The sequence below is a fragment of the Sphaerisporangium aureirubrum genome (genome assembly GCF_042658925.1).
In the GTDB taxonomy this organism is placed as follows: Bacteria; Actinomycetota; Actinomycetes; order Streptosporangiales; family Streptosporangiaceae; genus Sphaerisporangium; species Sphaerisporangium aureirubrum.
The window spans coordinates 1-19,365 of the sequence record NZ_JBHSRF010000004.1; the positions used below are offsets into that span (position 1 = coordinate 1).

At 69.9% G+C, this 19,365-nt stretch carries 18 protein-coding genes and 1 pseudogene; 12 read left to right on the forward strand and 7 right to left on the reverse strand.

The genetic code is table 11. The features are described 5' to 3' along the window. Both ACFP1K_RS03985 and ACFP1K_RS03990 read right to left on the reverse strand, forming a co-directional pair. A partial coding sequence (locus tag ACFP1K_RS03985) for a transposase domain-containing protein (RefSeq protein ID WP_380747083.1) occupies positions 1 to 756 on the reverse strand: 756 nt, incomplete at its 3' end. Positions 757 to 977: 221 nt separating this feature from the next. After that, complete coding sequence (locus ACFP1K_RS03990) at positions 978 to 1,436, reverse strand: ATP-binding protein (protein ID WP_380747084.1); 459 nt, start codon at positions 1,434 to 1,436, stop codon at positions 978 to 980. Positions 1,437 to 1,648: 212 nt separating this feature from the next. On the opposite strand from ACFP1K_RS03990, the pseudogene ACFP1K_RS03995 reads away from it, so the two are divergent. The 5 genes and pseudogenes from ACFP1K_RS03995 to ACFP1K_RS04015 all read left to right on the forward strand — a co-directional run bounded on the left by ACFP1K_RS03995 (position 1,649) and on the right by ACFP1K_RS04015 (position 5,302). Further along, a pseudogene (locus ACFP1K_RS03995) lies at positions 1,649 to 2,430 on the forward strand (helix-turn-helix domain-containing protein). Then, positions 2,418 to 2,597, forward strand: a complete 180-nt coding sequence (locus ACFP1K_RS04000; protein ID WP_380747085.1) for a DUF397 domain-containing protein — start codon at positions 2,418 to 2,420, stop codon at positions 2,595 to 2,597. The pseudogene ACFP1K_RS03995 and the gene ACFP1K_RS04000 overlap by 13 nt, the downstream one beginning before the upstream one ends. 162 nt (positions 2,598 to 2,759) lie before the next feature. Next, entirely contained in the window at positions 2,760 to 3,659 is a 900-nt protein-coding gene (locus ACFP1K_RS04005; RefSeq protein WP_380747086.1) for an AraC family transcriptional regulator, read from the forward strand. 168 nt (positions 3,660 to 3,827) lie between these two features. Continuing rightward, complete coding sequence (locus ACFP1K_RS04010) at positions 3,828 to 4,856, forward strand: aldo/keto reductase (protein WP_380747087.1); 1,029 nt, start codon at positions 3,828 to 3,830, stop codon at positions 4,854 to 4,856. A gap of 74 nt (positions 4,857 to 4,930) precedes the next feature. Beyond that, positions 4,931 to 5,302 carry a hypothetical protein gene (locus ACFP1K_RS04015; protein ID WP_380747088.1) on the forward strand — a complete coding sequence of 124 codons (372 nt, stop codon included), beginning with the start codon at positions 4,931 to 4,933 and terminating at the stop codon, positions 5,300 to 5,302. Between the two features lie 56 nt (positions 5,303 to 5,358). Here ACFP1K_RS04015 and ACFP1K_RS04020 read toward each other — a convergent pair whose 3' ends face one another. The 3 genes from ACFP1K_RS04020 to ACFP1K_RS04030 form a co-directional block, all read right to left on the reverse strand. Beyond that, positions 5,359 to 8,109: a beta-L-arabinofuranosidase domain-containing protein gene (locus ACFP1K_RS04020; protein ID WP_380747089.1), complete on the reverse strand. Its 2,751-nt coding sequence runs from the start codon at positions 8,107 to 8,109 to the stop codon at positions 5,359 to 5,361. Between the two features lie 366 nt (positions 8,110 to 8,475). Further along, on the reverse strand, positions 8,476 to 8,985 hold the full coding sequence (locus ACFP1K_RS04025) for a VOC family protein (RefSeq protein WP_380747090.1): 510 nt from the start codon (positions 8,983 to 8,985) through the stop codon (positions 8,476 to 8,478). Between the two features lie 151 nt (positions 8,986 to 9,136). Next, positions 9,137 to 9,589, reverse strand: coding sequence for a hypothetical protein (locus ACFP1K_RS04030; RefSeq protein WP_380747091.1), 453 nt, complete (start codon positions 9,587 to 9,589; stop codon positions 9,137 to 9,139). A gap of 121 nt (positions 9,590 to 9,710) precedes the next feature. Between ACFP1K_RS04030 and ACFP1K_RS04035 the strand changes: the two genes are divergently transcribed. Next, complete coding sequence (locus ACFP1K_RS04035) at positions 9,711 to 10,181, forward strand: MarR family winged helix-turn-helix transcriptional regulator (protein WP_380747092.1); 471 nt, start codon at positions 9,711 to 9,713, stop codon at positions 10,179 to 10,181. Positions 10,182 to 10,188: 7 nt separating this feature from the next. Here ACFP1K_RS04035 and ACFP1K_RS04040 read toward each other — a convergent pair whose 3' ends face one another. Continuing rightward, entirely contained in the window at positions 10,189 to 11,376 is a 1,188-nt protein-coding gene (locus ACFP1K_RS04040) for an ROK family protein (protein ID WP_380747093.1), read from the reverse strand. 143 nt (positions 11,377 to 11,519) lie between these two features. Here ACFP1K_RS04040 and xylA point away from each other — a divergent pair, with 143 nt between their 5' ends. From xylA to ACFP1K_RS04070, 6 genes are all read left to right on the forward strand, one after another. Beyond that, positions 11,520 to 12,671, forward strand: coding sequence for a xylose isomerase (gene xylA / locus ACFP1K_RS04045; protein ID WP_380747094.1), 1,152 nt, complete (start codon positions 11,520 to 11,522; stop codon positions 12,669 to 12,671). Further along, positions 12,668 to 14,065 (forward strand): xylulokinase, encoded by a 1,398-nt coding sequence (gene xylB, locus ACFP1K_RS04050; protein ID WP_380747095.1) that lies wholly within the window; start codon positions 12,668 to 12,670, stop codon positions 14,063 to 14,065. The genes xylA and xylB overlap by 4 nt, the downstream gene beginning before the upstream one ends. Positions 14,066 to 14,239: 174 nt before the next feature. Continuing rightward, positions 14,240 to 14,932: a DUF998 domain-containing protein gene (locus ACFP1K_RS04055; protein WP_380747096.1), complete on the forward strand. Its 693-nt coding sequence runs from the start codon at positions 14,240 to 14,242 to the stop codon at positions 14,930 to 14,932. Positions 14,933 to 15,061: 129 nt separating this feature from the next. Beyond that, entirely contained in the window at positions 15,062 to 17,239 is a 2,178-nt protein-coding gene (locus ACFP1K_RS04060) for a nitrate- and nitrite sensing domain-containing protein (protein WP_380747097.1), read from the forward strand. Between the two features lie 2 nt (positions 17,240 to 17,241). Further along, positions 17,242 to 17,628, forward strand: coding sequence for a roadblock/LC7 domain-containing protein (locus ACFP1K_RS04065; RefSeq protein ID WP_380747098.1), 387 nt, complete (start codon positions 17,242 to 17,244; stop codon positions 17,626 to 17,628). Next, positions 17,628 to 17,987 (forward strand): DUF742 domain-containing protein, encoded by a 360-nt coding sequence (locus ACFP1K_RS04070; protein ID WP_380747099.1) that lies wholly within the window; start codon positions 17,628 to 17,630, stop codon positions 17,985 to 17,987. Before ACFP1K_RS04065 ends, ACFP1K_RS04070 begins: the two co-directional genes overlap by 1 nt. Before the next feature lie 7 nt (positions 17,988 to 17,994). On the opposite strand, the gene ACFP1K_RS04075 is transcribed toward ACFP1K_RS04070, so the two are convergent. Next, a complete protein-coding gene (locus ACFP1K_RS04075) occupies positions 17,995 to 19,290 on the reverse strand; it encodes a sulfotransferase family protein (RefSeq protein WP_380747100.1) in 1,296 nt (431 codons plus the stop codon). Between the last annotated feature and the right edge of the window lie 75 nt (positions 19,291 to 19,365).

Below are 19,365 nucleotides of genomic sequence, written 5' to 3' on the forward strand. Positions count from 1 at the left end.
ATCGGGCAACCCCTCCAGCACCGGCAGTCGGTGGCTGGACTTGACCCGCCACAACAACTGCGCGCCGCCGGCCGCTGCGGCATGCCAGTCGGCCCAGTTGAAGAAGTTGCGGTCGGCCAGCAGCAGCCAGCCCGGCTCCACGCCTGGCCATAACGCCCGCGCCAGGACCTGTTCCCCGATGGAGGTGCCGGCCATCGCGGCCGCCACCACCGCATGCGAAGCGCACTCGGAGATCGTGACCACACGCACTTTGGGAAACGGCGTGGCATGCTCGGCCGATCCGCCATAGCCGAACACCTCGACGTTACCGGGCGTGTCCGGGGCGTCCCACTCAAACCCGTCGATGGCCATCAACCGCCGATCCCCCAGCCACGCACCACGCGTCAGTTCCCCGGCGACGGGAACCGCCACCCGCTCAAACAGCGCCCGCACCGGCTCAAACCCCAGCCGAGCACGAGCCTGCGCGATCCCGCCCGAAGTCGGCGGCGACCACTGCGCGTCCCAGCACCCCCAACCCGACAACGTTTCACCCAGCCGGACCGCGATCTCCTCGTAGTCATCATCGGCGAACAACGCCATCGCCATCGCGAAATACACCATCACATGCGGCGGCAGCTTCCCACCCGCGCGCCTGGCCTGCCTGCCCGCCACCGCGACCGCCTCATCGACCACATCACGCGGCACCGACGCAGTCAGCACTCCCAGCGAGACCCAATCCGTCAACCGGCCACCCGCCACCACACCACCATGCGTCACACGACCCGATCCTCCCGAACCACCCCCACACCACACAGAACGACACACCCACCACAAAGATCAACTTAAGCTAAGTGGCATTGGGGCCAGCCCCCACATCCCCGGCCCCTGTATGTGGGAGCCAGCCCCCACACCTCCGGCCCCTGCCGGGCTCATCGCGCTCCACCGCGAAAGGGCTCGGCTTGACCGGTGCCTCGCTGTCTAGCGTCACCGACCACTTCTCAGACTCGACCGCCGGCCGGTGTGGTGGCGATCTCGTACCGCACCTCGCACCAGACGGTGCGCCAGGACCAGTCTTGCGAAACGCCCCAGCGGTGGGAGATCAGGTTCACGAGCATGAGGCCGCGTCCTCCTTCGGAAAGAGGGTCCTCACGGAGTTCAGGGGCCGCGTCGCCGCCCTCGTCGGTGACTTCGATGTGAACATGTGTCACACGGTCGGCGATCATCAACGTCACGGTCCCGCCGTCGCGCGACCTCGAATGGATCACGGCGTTCGCGGTCAGCTCCGACACCAGGAGTGTCACGTCGTCGGCGGCAGGATGCCGGTCGCCGAGCGCCTCCCTGGCGAACGTCCGGGCGAGTGCGGCCGACTCCGGACGTCCCGGCAGCTCGATGACGTTCGCCGGTACGTCCGGGGTAGACGTTTTATCGCTGCACGGCAGCATTGCGGGGTCTGCCATTATTCGCACCCTTTCGTGCGGAGGGGGACCCATGTGGCGCGGGTTTCGTTCGATTCCACGGCCGGCCTTTTCGGAAAAGCCGTTGCCAGGATCGTTCGCCTGGCATTGTGTGGGGAAGGCACATTCGGACCGCGTGTGATTCGAAACCCCCTGTGGCCCGCTGAAACGAGGTGCACCGGCAGATGACGACAGGTAACGGCGGCACGCCGCGTATGTTCCTTGCTCGGGAATTGCGGCGGGCTCGGGAAGGGAAAGGTATATCCCGGGCGACGCTGGCCAAAGAGTTCTATGTAAGTGAAGTCCTGGTCCGCCAATGGGAGACCGGCCATCGGGTTCCCGTGGCGGACCATGTGGCCAAACTGGATGAGATGTTCGAGATGAGGGGCATCCTCGCCCGCATCCGCGAGGAATTGGTGAAGGCATCGGTCCCACTGGAGTGGTTCGGACGCTGGACGGAGATCGAGGCACGGGCGTCGTCGTTGTGGTCGTTCCAGCCGATGGTGGTGCCCGGTCTCCTGCAGTCCGAGGACTACGCGAGAGCGATCCTCCAGGCGGCCAACCATCTCGCGGACGTCGAAGAGATGGTCGGCGCGCGCATGGAACGGCAGAAGATCCTTTACCAAGAGGAGGAGCCGCCGATGTTCATCGCACTCATCGCGGAAAGCGTGCTGGCCCAGAACGTCGGCGGTCCCGATGCCATGGCCGGTCAACTGACGCATCTGTCAGAGATGGCCAAACGCGATAACGTGATCGTTCAGATCGTCCCCCCGGCGCCAAGGCATGCGCGGGTTTCACCGGTCCGTTCGTGATCGCCAATTTCAACGGCGGAACTGACATCGCGTACGTGGACAATGCCATCAGCGGAGAAGTAGTCGAGGATCCGGAGGATTTGATACGATTGCGACGAATGTTCGATGTCTTCCGGGCTGACGCCCTGTCTCAGCGAGAATCTGTGTCACTCATGACAAGGATGGCCGGACAATGGAAGAGCTAATCTGGAAGAAATCCTCCTACAGCTCAGCGAACGGCGGCGACTGCGTGGAGGTCGCCACCCTCCCTACCGGGGTAGCCATCCGCGACAGCAAGACCCCCTCAAGAGGCCACTTGACGGTGCCGTCCCCCGCCTTCGGCGCATTCGTCGCCACCCTCAAGTCCTTCTGACGACGGCGCGTCCGGCCTTGTACGGACCGGTCGGCGGAGCCTTTCATCAGTCGGCGGTTTGAAGGCCGCCGCACTGGGTCGCTCGCGGGGCGGGATGGGACGGACTTGTGTGTTCGTGCACCTTCCTCTGGCCGTCGGCGGCTCGCGTGCTGCAATGGTGACATGTTTCTGGACGAGCTTCGTGACCTGCTGGAACGGCATGCGCGTCCCGGCTTGGCCACTGCAATCGACGGCGTCCGGGTCTGCAAGGTCGATCATGCGGTTTCGCCGGAGTCCTCGATGTCCGGCACGGTGCTGGCGGTCATCGCTCAGGGCAGCAAGCGTCTGGCATTGGGGGACCGCGTCTACGAGTACGGTGCCGGCCAGTATCTCGTCGCTTCGGTCGACCTCCCGGTGACGGGGCATTTCGTCGACACCGCCCGCCCCTCGCTCGGTTTCGGCATGACCCTGGAACCTGCCGTCATCGCGGAGCTGCTGCTGCAGATCGGACCTGGGGAACTACCTCGGTCCACCGGCACCGTGCCGCCGGGCATCGCGGTCAGTGACGCCCCGGACGAGTTGCTCGACGCTGTCGTTCGGCTGCTGCGCCTGCTCGACCGGCCAGGGGACCGGAAGGCGCTCGTCCCGCTGCTCAAGCGGGAAATCCTCTGGCGGTTGATGACCGGGGAACAGGGGGACGCCGTCCGTCAGCTCGGTCTCGCGGACAGCAGCCTGAGCCACATTGAACGTGCTGTGCGGTGGATCCGGGAGAACTACACCCAGCCGTTCCGGGTCGGGGAACTGGCACAGCTTTCGGGGATGAGTGTCTCCGCTTTCCACCGGAACTTCCAGGTGGTGACGGCGATGAGCCCGATCCAGTTCCAGAAGCAGATCCGGCTACAGGCGGCGAGGTTGCTGCTGGCGAACCGTCCGAACGACGTCACCGGCGTCGGCCAGCGCGTCGGGTACGACAACCCGTCCCAGTTCAGCCGGGAGTACCGGCGCCAGTTCGGTGCTCCGCCCAGCGTCGACGCGGTACGCCTGCGGGGTGGAGCCGGTCCCGCCGCGGCGGCGCTGCCGTGACTCCCACCTGAGCGAAGAGGATTGTGCAACCACGCGAAAGGATCGTGAAGGCCCGGCGCTCGCCGCGTTGCTTGCATGGATGTATCGGCGACGCCGCACCCCCACAGGGCCCGACGGCACCATGCCGATCACGCACCGAACGCTCCACGAACGATTCCGGGGGGAATCATGAAGTACCGCACGCTGGGCCGGACCGGAATCGAGGTCAGCCCGTACTGCCTGGGCACCATGATGTTCGGGGCCATGGGCAACCCCGACCACGACGACTCGATCCAGATCATCCACAGGGCCCTGGACGCGGGAATCAATTTCGTCGACACCGCCGACGTGTACTCCGCCGGCGAATCCGAGGTGATCGTCGGCAAGGCACTCAAGGGTCGCCGCGACGACGTCGTGCTGGCCAGCAAGGTGCACTATCCGATGGGCGGCGATCCGAACCACGGGGGCAACTCACGGCGCTGGATCATGACCGCCGTCGAGAACACCCTGCGCCGCCTGCGGACCGACCACCTCGACCTCTACCAGATCCACCGCCCCGATCCGGCGGTCGACGTGGAGGAGACTCTGTCAGCCCTGTCCGACCTGGTCCGCGGCGGCAAGGTGCGGGCGATCGGCGCGTCGACCTTCCCCGCCTCGGAGATCGTCGAGGCGCAGTGGGTCGCCGAGCGGCGCGGTCTGGAGCGTTTCCGGACCGAGCAGCCGCCGTACTCGATCGTCAACCGAAGCATCGAACGAGAGGTGCTGCCGGTCTGTCAGCGCTACGGGATGGGCACCCTGGTCTGGAGCCCGCTGGGCCAGGGCCTGCTCACCGGCCGCTACCGCAAGGGGCGGCAGACGGACACCCACCGGTCCGGCGGCATGCCGCAGCACTTCACCGACCAGCGCAAACTCGACGTCGTCGAACAGCTCATCCCGCTCGCCGAGAAGGCCGGCCTGCCGATGACCCACCTCGCGATGGCGTTCGCGATCGCCCACCCGGGCGTCACCTCCGCGATCATCGGGCCGCGCACCATGCGACAGCTCGACGACCTGCTGACCGGCGCCGGCGTCACCCTGGACGACGAGATCCTCGACCGGCTCGACGAGATCGCTCCCCCCGGTACCGACGCCGGCCCCAACGACGTGTCCTACACCCCACCGGCCATCTCACACGCGAACCGGCGCCGCCGCCCGGCCGCCGAGCGCTCCGCGGCCTGACGGACCGGTACGTTCCATCCCCCGAAAGCCGACATTGACGATGTCGCCGTAGGGCGGCGCCGTACGATCGGGTGGTGCGGATGGGGGAATTGGCGCGGCACGGGTGGGTTGTCGGAGCGGTGGTGGTGTTGTGCTGCTTGGACTGGGTGCTGCTGGTGGCCGCTGGGTTTGTCATCGATCGGGCGGTGGGGCGGGGGGTGTTGTGTGACGGGGCGACGGTGCTCTGTTCTGGGAGCGATCCGACGTATGAGCAGTGGCTGGCGGAGATTCGCTTTCGTTGCAGGGTCGCCTATACGTCTTACGGGGTGGTGGCCGTCGTCCTGGTCACGACTCTGGTGATCGCTTGGCGGCGGGGGCGGAAGGGCATCGTGGTCATGCAGGGCGTGGTGCTCGCGTGGGTTGTGATGCTCGTCGTCCTGTGGCAGCCGTACCCTGGGGTTCCCTGACTTGGTACGGCCGCCCAGGACGAGCATGGGCTCCGGGGCTTCCCGGCGCGGGGGGACTACACGAATCGCCAGAGGTGGTCGTTGGCGCCGTTGTCGTCGGACATGACGATCTGGGCGCCCTGGGCGGTGGAGGCGCCGGTGACGCCGAGGACGCGGCCACCGTTGGCGCATTGGATGCGGAAGTAGCCGTTGGCGCCGTGACGCAGGCGCCAGCGGTGGTCGCTCGCGCCGTTGTCGGCCCATTGGAGGACGCGCGCGCCGGTGCTGGTGGAGGCGTTCTCGACGCCTAGGACCTTGTTGCTGTTGGAGTTGCGAAGGCGGATGTAGCCTCCGGTGTCGGTGACGGCGGTCCACAGGTGGTCGGTGGTGCCGGTGTCACCCCATTGCAGGACCAGGCCGCCGTCGGCGGTGGACATGTTCTGCACGCCGAGTACCAGGCCGCTGGCCAGGTTCTGGATGCGGCGGGCGCCGCTCGGGACGAAGCGCCACTGGTTGTCGGACGATCCGTTGTCGGGGTCCTGCACGGCTTGGGCGCCGTTGGCGGTGGAGCCGTTGAGGATGCCCAGCAGTTTGCTGCTGTTGGCGTTGCGGATCTTGTGGGTTCCGTCGCCGACGTCGGTGATGGTCCAGCGGTGGTCGGCGGTGCCGTTGTCGGCCCACTGCAGGACGCGGGCGTTGTCGGCGGTCGACATGCCGTCCACACCCAGCACCTTGCCGCTGTTGGCGTTGCGGAACCTCACCGCGCCGCCGTCGACGATCAGTTCCCAGTTGTGGTCGGCGGTGCCGTTGTCGGTCCACTGCAGCGCCAGGCCGCCGTCGGCAGTAGACATGTCCTGGATGCCCAGCACGAGGCCGCTGGCCGCGTTGACCAGCCGGAAACCCGACCCGGTGGGCTGGCCACCGCCGCCGGTGGCATTCCAGTAGACGGTGTAGTTGTGCCCGTGCGCGTCGTAGAACGGGATCAGGTTCACCGTCGCGTTGTTCGCGGTGGCGGTGAAGGTGAGCGCGGTCGTACTGGTCCGGGTGATCGACGAGGTGTTCAGCGTCGGCAACGCCGACAGCGAGGTGTTGCCGTAGTTGCCCGACAGCACGACCGGTCCGTAGGTGACGGCCGCGACGTTGGGGTTGTCGTTGGCCGCCACCATGATCACTCGCATCGGCAGGCGGACCGTCACGGTGTCACCCGAGGTCCAGGACCGGGTCAGTGAGGCATAGGTCCCCGGAGTGGTGTCCACGCTCTGCTGGGTGCCGTTGACGCTGATCGTCGCGCCGGTGGTCCAGCCGGGGATGCGGATCCGCATCGTCCACGAGTCGCCGACGCTCCCGGTCACCTGCAGGGTCGTAGTGTCGCTCACGGGGTAGGTCGTGGTCTGGGTGACCGTGATCCCGCGAGACGTCCAGTTCAGCACCGACGGCATGAACAGGTTCACCGTCAGCGTGGTGCCGTTGTAGAAGTAGATGGAGTCCATCAGGTTGGTGTTGACCTCCACCCCCGAGCCCTGGCAGCACCAGAACGAGTTGTAGTCGGTGCTCCACGTGCCGCCGCCCCACGCCGGGCCCACCCCGCGGCGGCCACCCGGCCGCAGCGGTGTGAAGTAGGTGACGTGGCCGTGGCCGTCGGCGGGGTTCTGCGCGCCGATGACGTGGTTGAGCAGGGCCCGCTCGAAGTAGTCCACGTACGACACCTGATTGGGGTTGAGCAGCCACAGCTCGCGGGTCAGCTTGAGCATGTTGTAGGTGTTGCAGTGCTCGCAGGTGTCGTTGGAGAGGTACCCGGCGATCGCGTTGGGGGCCCGGAAGTGCTCGGCCTGGCTGTTGCCGCCGATGACGTAGGTGTGCGCGCCGACGGTGAAGTTCCAGGCGTTGCTCGCGATGTCGCGGTAGCGGGTCGTGCCGGTGGCCTTGAACTCCCGCGCCGCGCCGATCCACTTGGGCACCTGGGTGTTGGCGTGCAGGCCGTTGAGCTGGTCGCTGTTCGACGCCAGGGGGTTGAACACCGCGGCGTGGTCGAACCGCTGCGCGACCGTGAGCCAGCGTCCGTCGCCGGTCTGCTGGTACAGGTCGGCCAGCACCGCGTTCATGCCGCCGAACTCGGTGCCCAGCATGTTCTGCATCTGGCTGGAGCTGAGCCGGCCGGTGCGCTGGTCCACCCAGCCGGCCAGCGCCAGCAGCACGCTGCGGGCCTGGGTGCTGCCCGTGTGGCGCCACACGTCGAGCAGGCCGGCCAGTGTCTTGTGGATGCAGTAGTACGGCACGTTGCCGTTGCTCAGCGTGCGCGCCTCCAGGGCGCTGAACTCGGACTCGGGGAAGCCGGACAGGTACCCGGTGCCGAACCCGGCCGCGCCGTTGTTCGCCTGGCACTTGGCCATCTCGGCGACCATGTAGTTGGCTTTGTCGCGGCACGTGGTGTCGCCGAGCACGGCGTAGGCCTGGGCCCACGCGGTGAGAAGGTGCCCCTGCATGTGGGAGCGGAACGGGAACGAAGGAGCGTCCCATCCGCCGTTCGCGGCGGCGCCGTTGGTGGACAGCCGGTGGTTGGCGCGGAAGACGTACAGCATGCGGTCGACGTCGACGTACCGCAGGTAGGACAGCGTGCGGTTCTGGTTGTCCATCCAGCGACCGGAGCTCAGCCGCACCTGCCCGTAGTCGAACGGATAGGCCGAGACTCCGAGGTCGGGCCGGACCGGAGGCACCACCGCGGCCTCGGCCGCTGAGCTACCGAAGGCGACCGGGCCGGCGGTCGTGGCGACCAGGGCGACACCCGTGGCTTGGAACAGCTGACGGCGGTTGAGCGGCGAGGGGGACATCTGCTCTTCCTTTGTTAGCGGCAACAATCAGGAAAAACCGGCAGCTCACTGGCTGACTCGAATAGCCGCGATCATTTATTGTTATCGCTAACAATCAAGGAATCCGTCCGCTGCCGGTGCCGGGGAGTACATCCGACCGAGCGGGACACGTCAACGCCTCGCCGCGGCCGGCACCGGAGGCCCGTGGCGCCACGGGTCCTCCCGCCTGGAACTATCAGCCGCCGGGGGCTCGGCCGCGCGGCAGGGGACGGTGAAAATTTCAGCGCAGAAAAGGTTTTCGGTCCAGGATCGGCGAGTAGACCTCGAACTCGACACCGTTGGGGGTCCAAGGCATAGGACGGTGAGATTTCTACGCGGAAAAGGTTTTCACCCGGGGATGGAGATGCCGGTGCCGCCCCGGGTCAGGGCGCCGTAGCGGGTCTTCTCCTTGGCGATGTCCAGGGGGCGGATGTGGGCGCGGGCGGCGATGGTGTCCTCGGTGAGGTGGGAGGCGGGGACCAGCCAGGAGACCTCGAATTCGAGGCCGTCGGGGTCCTTGGCGTAGAGGGCCTTGGTGGTGCTGTGGTCGGACGCGCCGACCAGGGCGCCGAGTTCGGTGAGCTTGTCGGCGGTGTGCTGGAGGTCGTCGAGGGTCTCGACCTCCCAGGCCAGATGGTAGAGGCCGACGGTGGCCTGGCCCGCCTGCGAGGGGCCCGCCTGGGCACCGATCTGGAACAGGCCGAGGTCGTGGTCGTTGTGCGAGGCGGGGGCCTGGAGGAAGGCGGCGCCGGGGAAGGACATCACGACGCGGAAGCCGAGGGCCTCTTGGTAGAAGGCGACGCTGCGGTCGACGTCGCGGACGTACAGGACGGCGTGGTTGAGGCGATGGACGGACATGGGTCCTCCAGGGTTGCTTTAACTCTCAACCGAATTTAGCCGATGACTCTGGGGAGGTGACAGTGGGCCGTGTCCACCGCTGCCTCGGGTGGGGCATACCGGGAGGAGTCACCCCTCGTCGGGTGGCGAGGGGTGACCTCTCGTGCCGTTGTCAGGAATCGAGCAGGAGGGTCGCGCGCTCGTCCACGGCCAGAAGCACGGTGACCACGGTGTCGAGGAGGTCGGGGTCGATGCCGTCGCCGGCGGCGTCGGTGGTCGTGCGGGCGTGGGCGTAGACGCGTGCGAAGTAGGTTCTTCCCTCCTCTGTGAGTTCCGCGGTAGGCGTCGGGGCGTCCGGCCGGTAGGTGACGTGGCCCGCCGCGGCGGTCCTCTTCAGGAGGCTGAGGACGTCGGCCTCGGGAAGGTCCATGCGGTGGTCCATCTCGGCCACCACGACGCCGACAGGCATCGGCGAGGTCTGCTCCTTCAGCAGGGTGAGGAGCATCCAGCCGGGGAAGTCGGTGCCGGACTCGGCGAGGGCCCGGCGGTGCAGCTTGCCGACCTTCCGGGTGGCCTCGGCGAGTGCGCGGCCGAAGCTGGGGCGGGGCACGGTGGTCTCGGTCATGTCGATCTCCGATTCCTCTGCGGGAGATTGATGGTCGCGCCAACAACTGCATCGTCAACGTACCGCAGTTTGATGGTCCTGCCAATGATGGTGCCGCCAACCATCCTCTAGGATGGGGATCGTGGGGATCAGAGAGCGCGCCACTCCCGCCCGGCTGAGAACACTGCCCAGCTGGCTGGTCAATCAAGTGGCCATCACGGCGAACCGGCTGACAGACCAGGCTCTGGCGAGCGTCGGTTCACGCCGGTACCACTTCGCCATGCTCGCCGCGCTGGACGAGTTCGGGCCGTCGAGTCAGGCGGACCTGGGGCGGTGCACGTCCATCGATCGCAGCGACGTGGTGGCCGCGATCGGCGCTCTGGTCGAGCAGGGGTACGTCCGGCGCGGTCCCGACCCCGGTGACGGCCGCCGCAACATCATCACCATCACCGCCGCGGGAACCCGCCACCTTCGCGAGCTCGGCGCCGTCGTGGCCGCCGCGCAGGACGAACTACTGCGCTCCTGGTCGGCGGACGAGCGCACCACCCTTCTTGACCTGCTCACCCGAATCGTCGACGACCGCGACGCACCAGGGGCCGGCCCCCCGGGCTGACACGTCCTCAGCCGATGGCCTCCTGATGAGGGGCCGGTGGCGAGGGGAGCAGGGGGGTGGGGTCGGCGATGACACGCTGGATGACCGAGCCGGCGGCGCCCAGGGGGGCGGCGTTGGTGCCGGCGGCGGAGATGACCAGGGCGGGGACCTTTGGGTGCATCTGGGACAGACGGCTGTGCAGGGTCCGGGTGACGGAGGTGGAGATCCAGGGGAACAGGGGGGCGTAGATGCCGCCGAGGACGATGGTGTCGGGGTCCAGGAGGTTGGCCGCGGTGGTGAGGGCGATGCCGAGGGCGGTGCCGGCGCGGGTGCAGGACTCCAGGGCTTCGGGGTCGCCGGAGCGGAGGCGGGCCACCAGGCCGGGCAGGGTTTCGCCTTCGGCCAGGAGGGCGTCCTGGCCGGCGTAGCGTTCCAGGCAGCCGGAGCCGCCGCAGCGGCAGGGGGGGCCGTCGGGGGTGACGACGACGTGGCCGAGTTCGCCGGCGAAGCCGTGTGCGCCGCGGAACAGGCCGCCGCCGACGACCAGGCCGGCGCCGATGCCGATCTCGCCGGAGACGTGGAGGAAGTCGCCGAGGGACGGGCCGGAGCCGAACCACAACTCGCCGAGGGCGGCCAGGTTCGCCTCGTTGTCCACGACCACCGGCAGCGGGAGGGCCAGGGTGTCGGTGACGGCGACGTCGCGCCAGCCGAGGTTGGGAGCGCGGTGGACCGTGCCGGTGATGGGGTCGACGGGGCCGGGGAGGGCCACCACGGCGCCGGCGACGGACAGGCCGAGGGCGGCGGCCTCGGCGAGTACGGTCGTGGCCAGGGTGCGCAGGCGGGCGATGACCTCGGCGGGCGGGACGGAGCGGTTGTCCACAGGCTGTGTACGGATGACGCGGATCTCGCGGGTGAGATCGACCACACAGGCGGCCAGGTAGTCGACGTTGATCTCCAGCCCGAGCGCGGCCACGCGGTGCCCGCTGAGCCGCACGGCCGTCCCCGGACGGCCCCGCTCGCCGTCGCGCACGGCGCCGGACTCCACGGCCATGCCGGCGTCGATCAGGTCGCCGACCAGCTTCGATACCGTGGTCTTGGTCAGGCCGGTGCCGTCGGCGAGGGCGGCGCGGGTCAGGGGCCCGCGCCGGTCGAGCTCGCCGAGGACGACCGCGAGGTTGCCCGCGCGCATCGTGCCGTGCCGCAAAGCCCCTGCCATCAGGGGATGTCACCGCCCTCGATCACAACCAGCCGCCCTCCCCCGTGAAGTCACGGTCCCGCGCCTCTTGACCTGGCGCCTCCGTCGTCCGATATTTAGTCCACAACATAGACTAAATACCTCCAAGTTGGGAGATACAGACAGTGGACGCGTACACCCCCAAGAAGGAAGACAAGTTCACCTTCGGCCTCTGGACGGTCGGCTGGCAGGCGCGCGACCCCTTCGGTGACGCCTCCCGCCCCCCGCTCGACCCGGTGGAGTCGGTCAACCGTCTCGCCGAGCTCGGCGCCTACGGCGTCACCTTCCACGACGACGACCTGCTGGCCACCGAGCCCGACCGCGACAAGGCCGTGCAGAAGTTCAAGGAGGCCCTCGCCGGCACCGGCCTCAAGGTCCCCATGGCCACCACCAACCTGTTCACCCACCCGGTGTTCAAGGACGGCGCCTTCACCAGCAACGACCGCGACGTGCGCCGGTACGCCCTGCGCAAGGTCCTCCGCAACATCGACCTCGCGGCCGAGCTCGGCGCCACCACCTACGTCTGCTGGGGCGGCCGTGAGGGCGCCGAGTCCGACGGGGCCAAGGACGTCAAGGCCGCGCTCGACCGGTACAAGGAGGGCCTCGACCTCCTGTGCGCCTACGTCATCGACAAGGGCTACGACCTGCGCTTCGCCCTGGAGCCCAAGCCCAACGAGCCGCGCGGCGACATCCTGCTGCCCACCATCGGCCACGCCCTGGCGCTGATCAACGAGCTTGAGCACCCCGAGATGGTCGGGCTCAACCCCGAGGTCGGCCACGAGCAGATGGCCGGGCTCAACTTCGTGCACGGCATCGCCCAGGCCCTGTGGCACGGCAAGCTGTTCCACATCGACCTGAACGGCCAGCACGGCCCGAGGTACGACCAGGACTTCATCTTCGGCCACGGTGACACCAAGAGCGCGTTCTTCCTTGTGGACCTGCTGGAGAACGGCGGCTACGAGGGCCCGCGCCACTTCGACTACAAGCCGCTGCGCACCGAGGACCCGCAGGACGTGTGGGTGTCGGCCGCCGCCAACATGCGGACGTACCTCATCCTGAAGGCGAAGTCGGCCGCGTACCGCGCCGACCCCGAGGTGCAGCAGGCGCTCGCCGACTCCCGGGTCACCGAGCTGGCCCAGCCGACCCTGGCCCCCGGCGAGACCGTCGCCGACCTGGCCAAGGACGACTTCGACATCGACAAGGCGGCCGAGCGGGGGTTCCACTTCACCCGTCTCAACCAGCTGGCGATCGAGCACCTCCTCGGGGTGCGCGGATGACCCTGGTCGCCGGGATCGACTCCTCGACGCAGAGCTGCAAGGTCGTCGTCAGGGACGCCGAGACGGGGGCGCTGGTCCGCGAGGGCCGCGCCCCGCACCCGCCGGGCACCGAGGTCCACCCCGACCACTGGTGGACGGCGCTGCGGCAGGCGATCGACGAGGCGGGCGGCCTGGCCGACGTGGCGGCGCTGTCGGTCGGCGCCCAGCAGCACGGCATGGTCTGCCTGGACGAGGACGGCGCGGTGATCCGCGACGCCCTGCTGTGGAACGACACCCGCTCGGCCCGCGCGGCCGAGGAACTGGTCGCCGAGTTCGGCGGGCCGCAGGCCTGGGCGGACGCGGCGGGCAGCGTGCCGGTGGCGTCGTTCACGGTGACCAAGCTGCGCTGGCTGGCCGAGCACGAGCCGGAGAACGCCCGGCGTACGGCGGCGGTGTGCCTGCCGCACGACTGGCTCACCTGGCGGCTGGCCGGGGCCAAAGGCCTCGGCGCGCTGACCACGGACCGGGGTGACGCCTCGGGGACCGGCTACTGGTCCCCGTCGGCGGGCACCTACCGCGCCGACCTGCTCAAGCTGGCGCTCGGGCACACGCCGCTCGTGCCGCGCGTGCTGGAGCCGGTGGGGCAGGCCGGGGTGGTCGACTCCGGCCTGTTCCCGGACGCCGCGTCCGTGCGGCTGGCGCCCGGCACCGGCGACAACATGGCGGCGGCGCTCGGCGTGGGCCTGCGGCCCGGGGACGTGGTGGTGTCCATCGGCACCTCGGGGACCGTCTTCGCCTGCTCGGGCACGTCGAGCCACGACGCCTCCGGGGCCATCGCGGGCTTCGCGGACGCGACCGGCCGTTTCCTGCCGCTGGTGTGCACGCTGAACGCCGCCCGGGTGCTCGACGCGGCGGCGGCCGTGCTGGGCGTCGGCGTGGCGGAGCTGTCCGACCTGGCCCTGCAAGGGCCGCCCGGGGCGGACGGGCTCGTGATGGTGCCGTACCTGGAGGGGGAGCGCACGCCGAACAAGCCGGACGCCACCGGGTCGGTGCACGGGCTGCGGCTGTCCAACGCGACCCCGGCGCACTTCGCGCGGGCGGCCGTGGAGGGCATGCTGTGCGGGCTCGCCGACGGCCTGGACGCGCTCGGCGTGGAGCCGAGCCGCCTGCTGTTCATCGGCGGCGGCGCCAGGTCCGAGGCGGTGCGCCGCATCGCCCCGTCGGTGTTCGGCCGGCCGGTCCTGGTGCCCGAGCCCGGCGAGTACGTGGCCGACGGCGCCGCCCGGCAGGCCGCGTGGCTGCTGGCCGGAACCGCCGAGCCCCCGGTCTGGGGGTCCGGCGAGCCCGAGGCCTACGAGGCCGACCCGGTCCCCGGGCTGCGCGCCCGCTACACCGAGGCCGCCGCGACGGCCTGACCGGCGCCGGAGCCGCGACCCGGGACTCGCGAGGGGGGTCCCGGGTCGCTTCCGTCCCCGGGCGGGGTGAGGGTAGGGCCTGCCGGTCATCCCTGAGACCTAGGGGTGGGCTCAGGGATGGCTCAGGGATTAAACCGGATGCCTGAGATGCCCCTTTCGGGGGAATCTTTATACATGCTTCCCCTGAGAAGGCTTTATCCCCTGGTCGCCGGTGCAGGCGTGCTTGCCGCGTCCCTCACGCTGGTGATCGGCCGGATCGGTGGTCCGGACGGGATGGCCGATCTGACCATCGCCCGGTACGCCGCGCTGGACGGCGGCAGGGCCGCGGCCCTCGCCGTCGGCCTGCTCGGGGTTTCCTCGCTGCTGCTGGCCGCCGGGATGCGCGCCGTGCGGGCGCCTGTCGCGGGATGGCCGCAGGCGCTGACGCTGGCGTGGGCCGTGTCGGCCGTCATCGCGGCCGTCGCGCCGGGCACCCGGGTCGCGGAGGTCGCGATGCTGGTGGCCCTGGTGAGCATGGCGGGCGCCACCGCGCTGATGTCGCGCCGGTTCGGCGCCGACGAGCGGTGGCTGCCGATCGCGCGCCCGATGGAGTGGCTGGCCCTGGCCGCGGGCGGGACGCTCGCGGTGCTGACCTACGTGTCGCTGCCCGGCCACGGTGTGCTGGCCGGTCTGGTCGAGTGGACGCTGCTCGGTGTGGAGACCGCCGCGCTGGCGCTCGTGGCGGCGCACCAGACCAGGGTCGCCTGGGATGACGCGGCCCACCGTCCTTACACAGTGGAAAGCGCGGCCACCCGGGCCGCGATGGCCGCCGCGGTGGACCGGGTGGTCGCCGGGGCCGCCTCCCTGCAGCTTTCCCGACACCGATGACAGATGGGTCTATTTGGCCCAATACCACAGATGTACCAGGTACAACACCACGCACAATGCTAGTCTGCTCGCCGATCTTCACCCTCGGATGCCGGTCCCCGGCCGTAACCCGCGAACCGATGAGGTGTCATGGCGTCGAGCAGATCCATCCGGTTCAAGATCACCGCGCTGCTCGTGATCCCGCTCCTCTCCCTGGCGGCCCTATGGGTCTTCGGGACAAGCGTGACCACGAGGGAATCGGCGAGCATGCTCGCCGTCGCCTCCCTGTACGCCAACATCGGCAAGCCGGGCGACGACCTGGCCATCGGCATGCAACGCGAGCACATGCTGACCTCCGAATGGCTCGGCAGCAGGTCCCCTGAGCGCAAGGCCGCGGTGTCCCGGCAGCGCGAGGTCGTGGACGGCCTGCGGGACCGGTTCCGCGAGCTCGCGCTGACCGACTCCGCGCAGGAGGACCTCTCCACACCCGCGATGAGGACGCGGTTCGACGAGATGCTCGTCATGATCGGACGCCTGGACGCCGCCCGCTCGGCCGTGGACGCCGGCGTGCTGGACCAGGCGGCGCTGACCGTGGAGTACGGCCGCTTCCCCGACGCCATGCAGCGGCTCATCGCCGCCATGACCGTCGCCAACGACCTGCCGCTCTACCAGCAGTCCCGCGCCGTGACCGCGATGGGCTACTCCAAGGACTTCCTGTCCCGCGAACGCGGCCTGGCCGCCGGGGTGCTGATCGCCGGCCGCCCGCTGTCCCCCGACGAGTACCGCGCGTTCGCGCAGCTCGCCACCACCAGGCGGTTCCTGTTCTCCCAGGGCATGTCCGACCTGGAGCCGGCGCTGCGCGCCCCCTTCGAGGAACTGGAACGCTCGCAGGAGTACCAGCGGTTCCTCACCCTGGAGGAGCAGATCCTCGCCGACCAGGGCCGCACGTTCCCCCACACCGTGTGGCGCCAGGCCGCCGACGACATCGAGGCCTACTACCAGTCGACGCTGACCAGGTCGAGCGACGCGCTGGCCGCGAGCGCGGAGCCGGCGGCGCTCGCCACCTTCGTCCGGGCCGGTCTGGCCGGCGTGCTCGGCCTGGTGGCCGTCATCGTGTCCGTCGTCGTGGCGTTCCGGGTGGGCCGCGGCCTGACCAGGGAACTCGGCGAGCTGCGGGACACCGCCGCCGAGCTGGCCGACGTACGGCTGCCGCGCCTCATCCAGCGGCTGCGCCGGGGCGAAGAGGTCGATGTGGACGTGGAGGCCCCGCCGCTCGCCGTCACCGGCAGCACCACCGAGATCCGCGACCTCAGCGCGGCGTTCGCCGGGGTGCGGCGCACCGCGGTCGAGGCCGCCGTCGAGCAGGCCACGCTGCGCGACGCCGTCGGCAAGGCCCTGCGCAACCTCGCCCGCCGCAGCCAGACGCTGCTGCAACGGCAGCTCAAGCTGCTGGACGCCATGCAGCGGCGCATCGAGGACCCCGAGACGCTGCGCGAGCTGTTCCGCGCCGACCACCTCACCACCCGCATGCGGCGGCAGGCCGAAGGCCTGGTCATCCTGTCCGGCGGCTCGCCCGGCCGTACGTTCGCCCGCGAGGTGCCGCTCGCCGACGTGGTGCGCGCCGCGGTCGCGGAGGTCGAGGACTACACCCGGGTGCATGTGTTCCCCATGCCTGAGGTCGCGCTCAAGGGCGACGCGGCGGCGGACGTCATCCACCTGTGCGCCGAGCTGATCGAGAACGCCACCGTGTTCTCCCCGCCGTCCACCGAGGTCTCGGTGCGGGCCGAGCCCGCGGCCCGGGGCATCGCCATCGAGGTGGAGGACCGCGGCCTCGGCATGTCCCCCGAGCAGCGCGACGCCGTCAACGAGAAGCTCGCCCGGCCGCCGGAGTTCGAGGCCGCCGGCACCGAGCGGCTCGGCCTGCACGTCACGGCGCGCCTGGCCGCCCGGCACGGCATCAGGATCGAGCTGCGCGGCTCCCCCTACGGCGGCACCACCGCCATCGTGCTCCTCCCCGACACGCTGGCCGCCACGGCCACCCCGCGCGAGGTGACGCCCGCGCCGGTGCCGTGGCCCGCCCACCAGGCGGCGCAGCCGCAGCAGCCGGTCACCACGGCCACGGCGGGCAAGCCCCTGCCCCGCCGGGTGCGCCAGGCGCACCTGGCCCCCCAGCTCAAGAACAAGCCCGAGGCGGAACCGGCGGCGGCGGAGGGGCCGGAGCAACCGGCGGGCACGTCCCCCGAGCACTCCAGGGCGCTGCTGAACTCCATGCAGGCGGGGTGGCGGCGCGGCAGGACCGAAAGCGAACGAGACGGTGAGGAGGTGTGACGATGTCGACCGAGCTGAACTGGCTCCTCGATGATTTCGTGGCGCGGGTGACGGACGTCCGTCATGCGATCATCCTGTCCAACGACGGGTTGCGCGTGGCGGCGTCGGGCAGCCTGAGCCGGGAGGACTCCGAGCACCTGTCGGCGGTCGCCGCCGGTTTCCAGAGCCTGGCCAAGGGCGCCAGCATGCGTTTCGGCGGCGGCGCGGTCCGCCAGACCATCGTGGAGATGGAGTCGGCGCTGCTGTTCGTCACGGCCGCGGGCAATGGGAGCTGTCTCGCGGTGATGAGCATGATGCAGGCCGACGCCGGCCTGATCGCCTACGAGATGGCGCGGCTGGTCGGAAGGGTGGGGCAGCACCTGACCACGCATCCGCGGGGTGTCATGTGATGGAGGGCGAGTGGATCGACGACGGGCCGGTGGTGCGGCCGTTCGCGCTGGTGCGCGGCAGGACACCGCCGCCCGCGTCGTCGTTCGAGCTGCTGACGCTCATCGTGGCCACCGGCGCCGACGCGCCGGGCGCCGCCGAGCTCGGGCCCGAGCACCGGCGGCTGCTCGCGCTGGTGCGGCGCTCCCGGCCGGTGGTCGAGGTGGCCTCGGACGTCGACCTGCCGCTCGGCGTGCTGCGGCTGCTGCTCGCCGACCTGCTCGACCAGGGCCTGATCCTCACCAGGTCCCCGACGCCGGCCGGTCCCGTGCCCCAAGCCGAGCTGCTCCGGGAGGTCATCGAAGGGCTCCGGGCGCTCTGACGGCCCGTTACAGGGGCTCGTGCGGGACGCCGAACCGCTCGTAGTAGAAGGCGAACCGCTCGCGCAGCTCGTCGGTGTCGAGGGCCAGGTCGGCGGCGGTGTAGGTGTGCGCCCCGTGCCGCCCGCGCGCGTGGCGCGGCAGCCAGTCCGAAAGGCGGCGCTCGGCCTCGGGGGTGAGCTCGGTGCCCGCCCGGGCGTAGACGCGGCGGACCGTGCCGAGAGGGTCCGCGTTCAGGTCGGCGAACATGACGTCCACGAACCGGTCGTCGGCGGGGTCGCGGTCGCGCACGGCGGCGCGCAGCAGCCGTTCGGTCATCACGATGGCCTGGCGGCCCACCAGGTGGGGGTTCGGGTGGTAGTAGCTCTGCCGGTACGAGTACGCCAGCATGCTGCCGGTCGACAGCACGCTGCGCACGGGGTCGCGGTGGGTCTGCACCACCGTGGCGTCGGGGAACACCGTGGTGAGCGGCCCGAACTGCTCCATGTGCTGCGGCGACTTCAGCAGCCAGCGCCGCCCCGACGGGCGGATCCAGGCCATGGCCTGGAGCACGCGCCGCAGGTAGGCGTACCCGGCGGTGTGGTCGGTGCCGGTGTACCACGGCATGTAGCCGGGCAGCATCGGGGCCGTGGCCTCGTACAGCATCGAGGAGAACCCCATGGCCAGGAGCACCAGCTCCTCTTCCGCCGACTCGTTCTCCATCTCGTGCATCGTGACCATCTCGGGGGAGGCACGGTTCATGTAGTTGATGGCCCGCGCGCCGGCCTTGATGCGCGGATCGGGGTCGGGTATCGGCGCCGCGGCGTCCCCGATGGGCAGGGGGTTCAGCACCTCCCAGAACGGGATCGAGCGCAGGTCGGGATCCTCGGCCATCAGGCGCTGCAGGAAGCTCGTGCCGCTGCGCACGAGGCCGGCGATGATGATGGGGGCCTCCACCGGCCGCTCGAACGCCTCGGGGCGCCGCTTGGCGAGGTCCTCCAGCCGCAGCCGGTTCACGAGGGCGCTGAGGATCGCCGTATGGACCGACAGGCGGCCGAACGGATGGAACTCCGCCACCTCGTCCATCCCCCGGCACAGCAGCCCCAGAGGCTCGTCCAGAGGCGCTAGGTCGCCGAAGTCGCTCAGCCCGGTGCGCTTGCGGGCCTTCGCCTTGAGCGCCTCGGCCTCCAGCGGCCACAGCCGCGCCGCGAACGGCTTCAGGACGCGGTTGGCCACGCGGAGCTCGATCGGCAGCCGGGGGTTCTGCCATCCCCGGGCCTTCTCGGTCAACTCGTCCGCGCGCGGCTGAGGAACACCCTTGAGCATGTCGACTCCGATCCAGTTCAGGATGAGGCCGGTGCGGGCGGCGAGATGAAGAGGTGAAGGTGCTCGTGGTGCGGG

Coding starts and splice junctions, on each gene's coding strand:
- ACFP1K_RS04030 (WP_380747091.1), bottom strand. CDS start 9,589: ATGACCGAGACCACCGTGCCCCGCCCCAGCTTCGGCCGCGCACTCGCC.
- ACFP1K_RS04040 (WP_380747093.1), bottom strand. CDS start 11,376: ATGGCAGGGGCTTTGCGGCACGGCACGATGCGCGCGGGCAACCTCGCG.
- ACFP1K_RS04055 (WP_380747096.1), top strand. CDS start 14,240: ATGCTTCCCCTGAGAAGGCTTTATCCCCTGGTCGCCGGTGCAGGCGTG.
- ACFP1K_RS04025 (WP_380747090.1), bottom strand. CDS start 8,985: ATGTCCGTCCATCGCCTCAACCACGCCGTCCTGTACGTCCGCGACGTC.
- xylB (WP_380747095.1), top strand. CDS start 12,668: ATGACCCTGGTCGCCGGGATCGACTCCTCGACGCAGAGCTGCAAGGTC.
- ACFP1K_RS04070 (WP_380747099.1), top strand. CDS start 17,628: ATGGAGGGCGAGTGGATCGACGACGGGCCGGTGGTGCGGCCGTTCGCG.
- ACFP1K_RS04060 (WP_380747097.1), top strand. CDS start 15,062: ATGGCGTCGAGCAGATCCATCCGGTTCAAGATCACCGCGCTGCTCGTG.
- ACFP1K_RS03990 (WP_380747084.1), bottom strand. CDS start 1,436: ATGGCAGACCCCGCAATGCTGCCGTGCAGCGATAAAACGTCTACCCCG.
- ACFP1K_RS04000 (WP_380747085.1), top strand. CDS start 2,418: ATGGAAGAGCTAATCTGGAAGAAATCCTCCTACAGCTCAGCGAACGGC.
- ACFP1K_RS04075 (WP_380747100.1), bottom strand. CDS start 19,290: ATGCTCAAGGGTGTTCCTCAGCCGCGCGCGGACGAGTTGACCGAGAAG.
- ACFP1K_RS04010 (WP_380747087.1), top strand. CDS start 3,828: ATGAAGTACCGCACGCTGGGCCGGACCGGAATCGAGGTCAGCCCGTAC.
- ACFP1K_RS04005 (WP_380747086.1), top strand. CDS start 2,760: ATGTTTCTGGACGAGCTTCGTGACCTGCTGGAACGGCATGCGCGTCCC.
- ACFP1K_RS04065 (WP_380747098.1), top strand. CDS start 17,242: ATGTCGACCGAGCTGAACTGGCTCCTCGATGATTTCGTGGCGCGGGTG.
- ACFP1K_RS04020 (WP_380747089.1), bottom strand. CDS start 8,109: ATGTCCCCCTCGCCGCTCAACCGCCGTCAGCTGTTCCAAGCCACGGGT.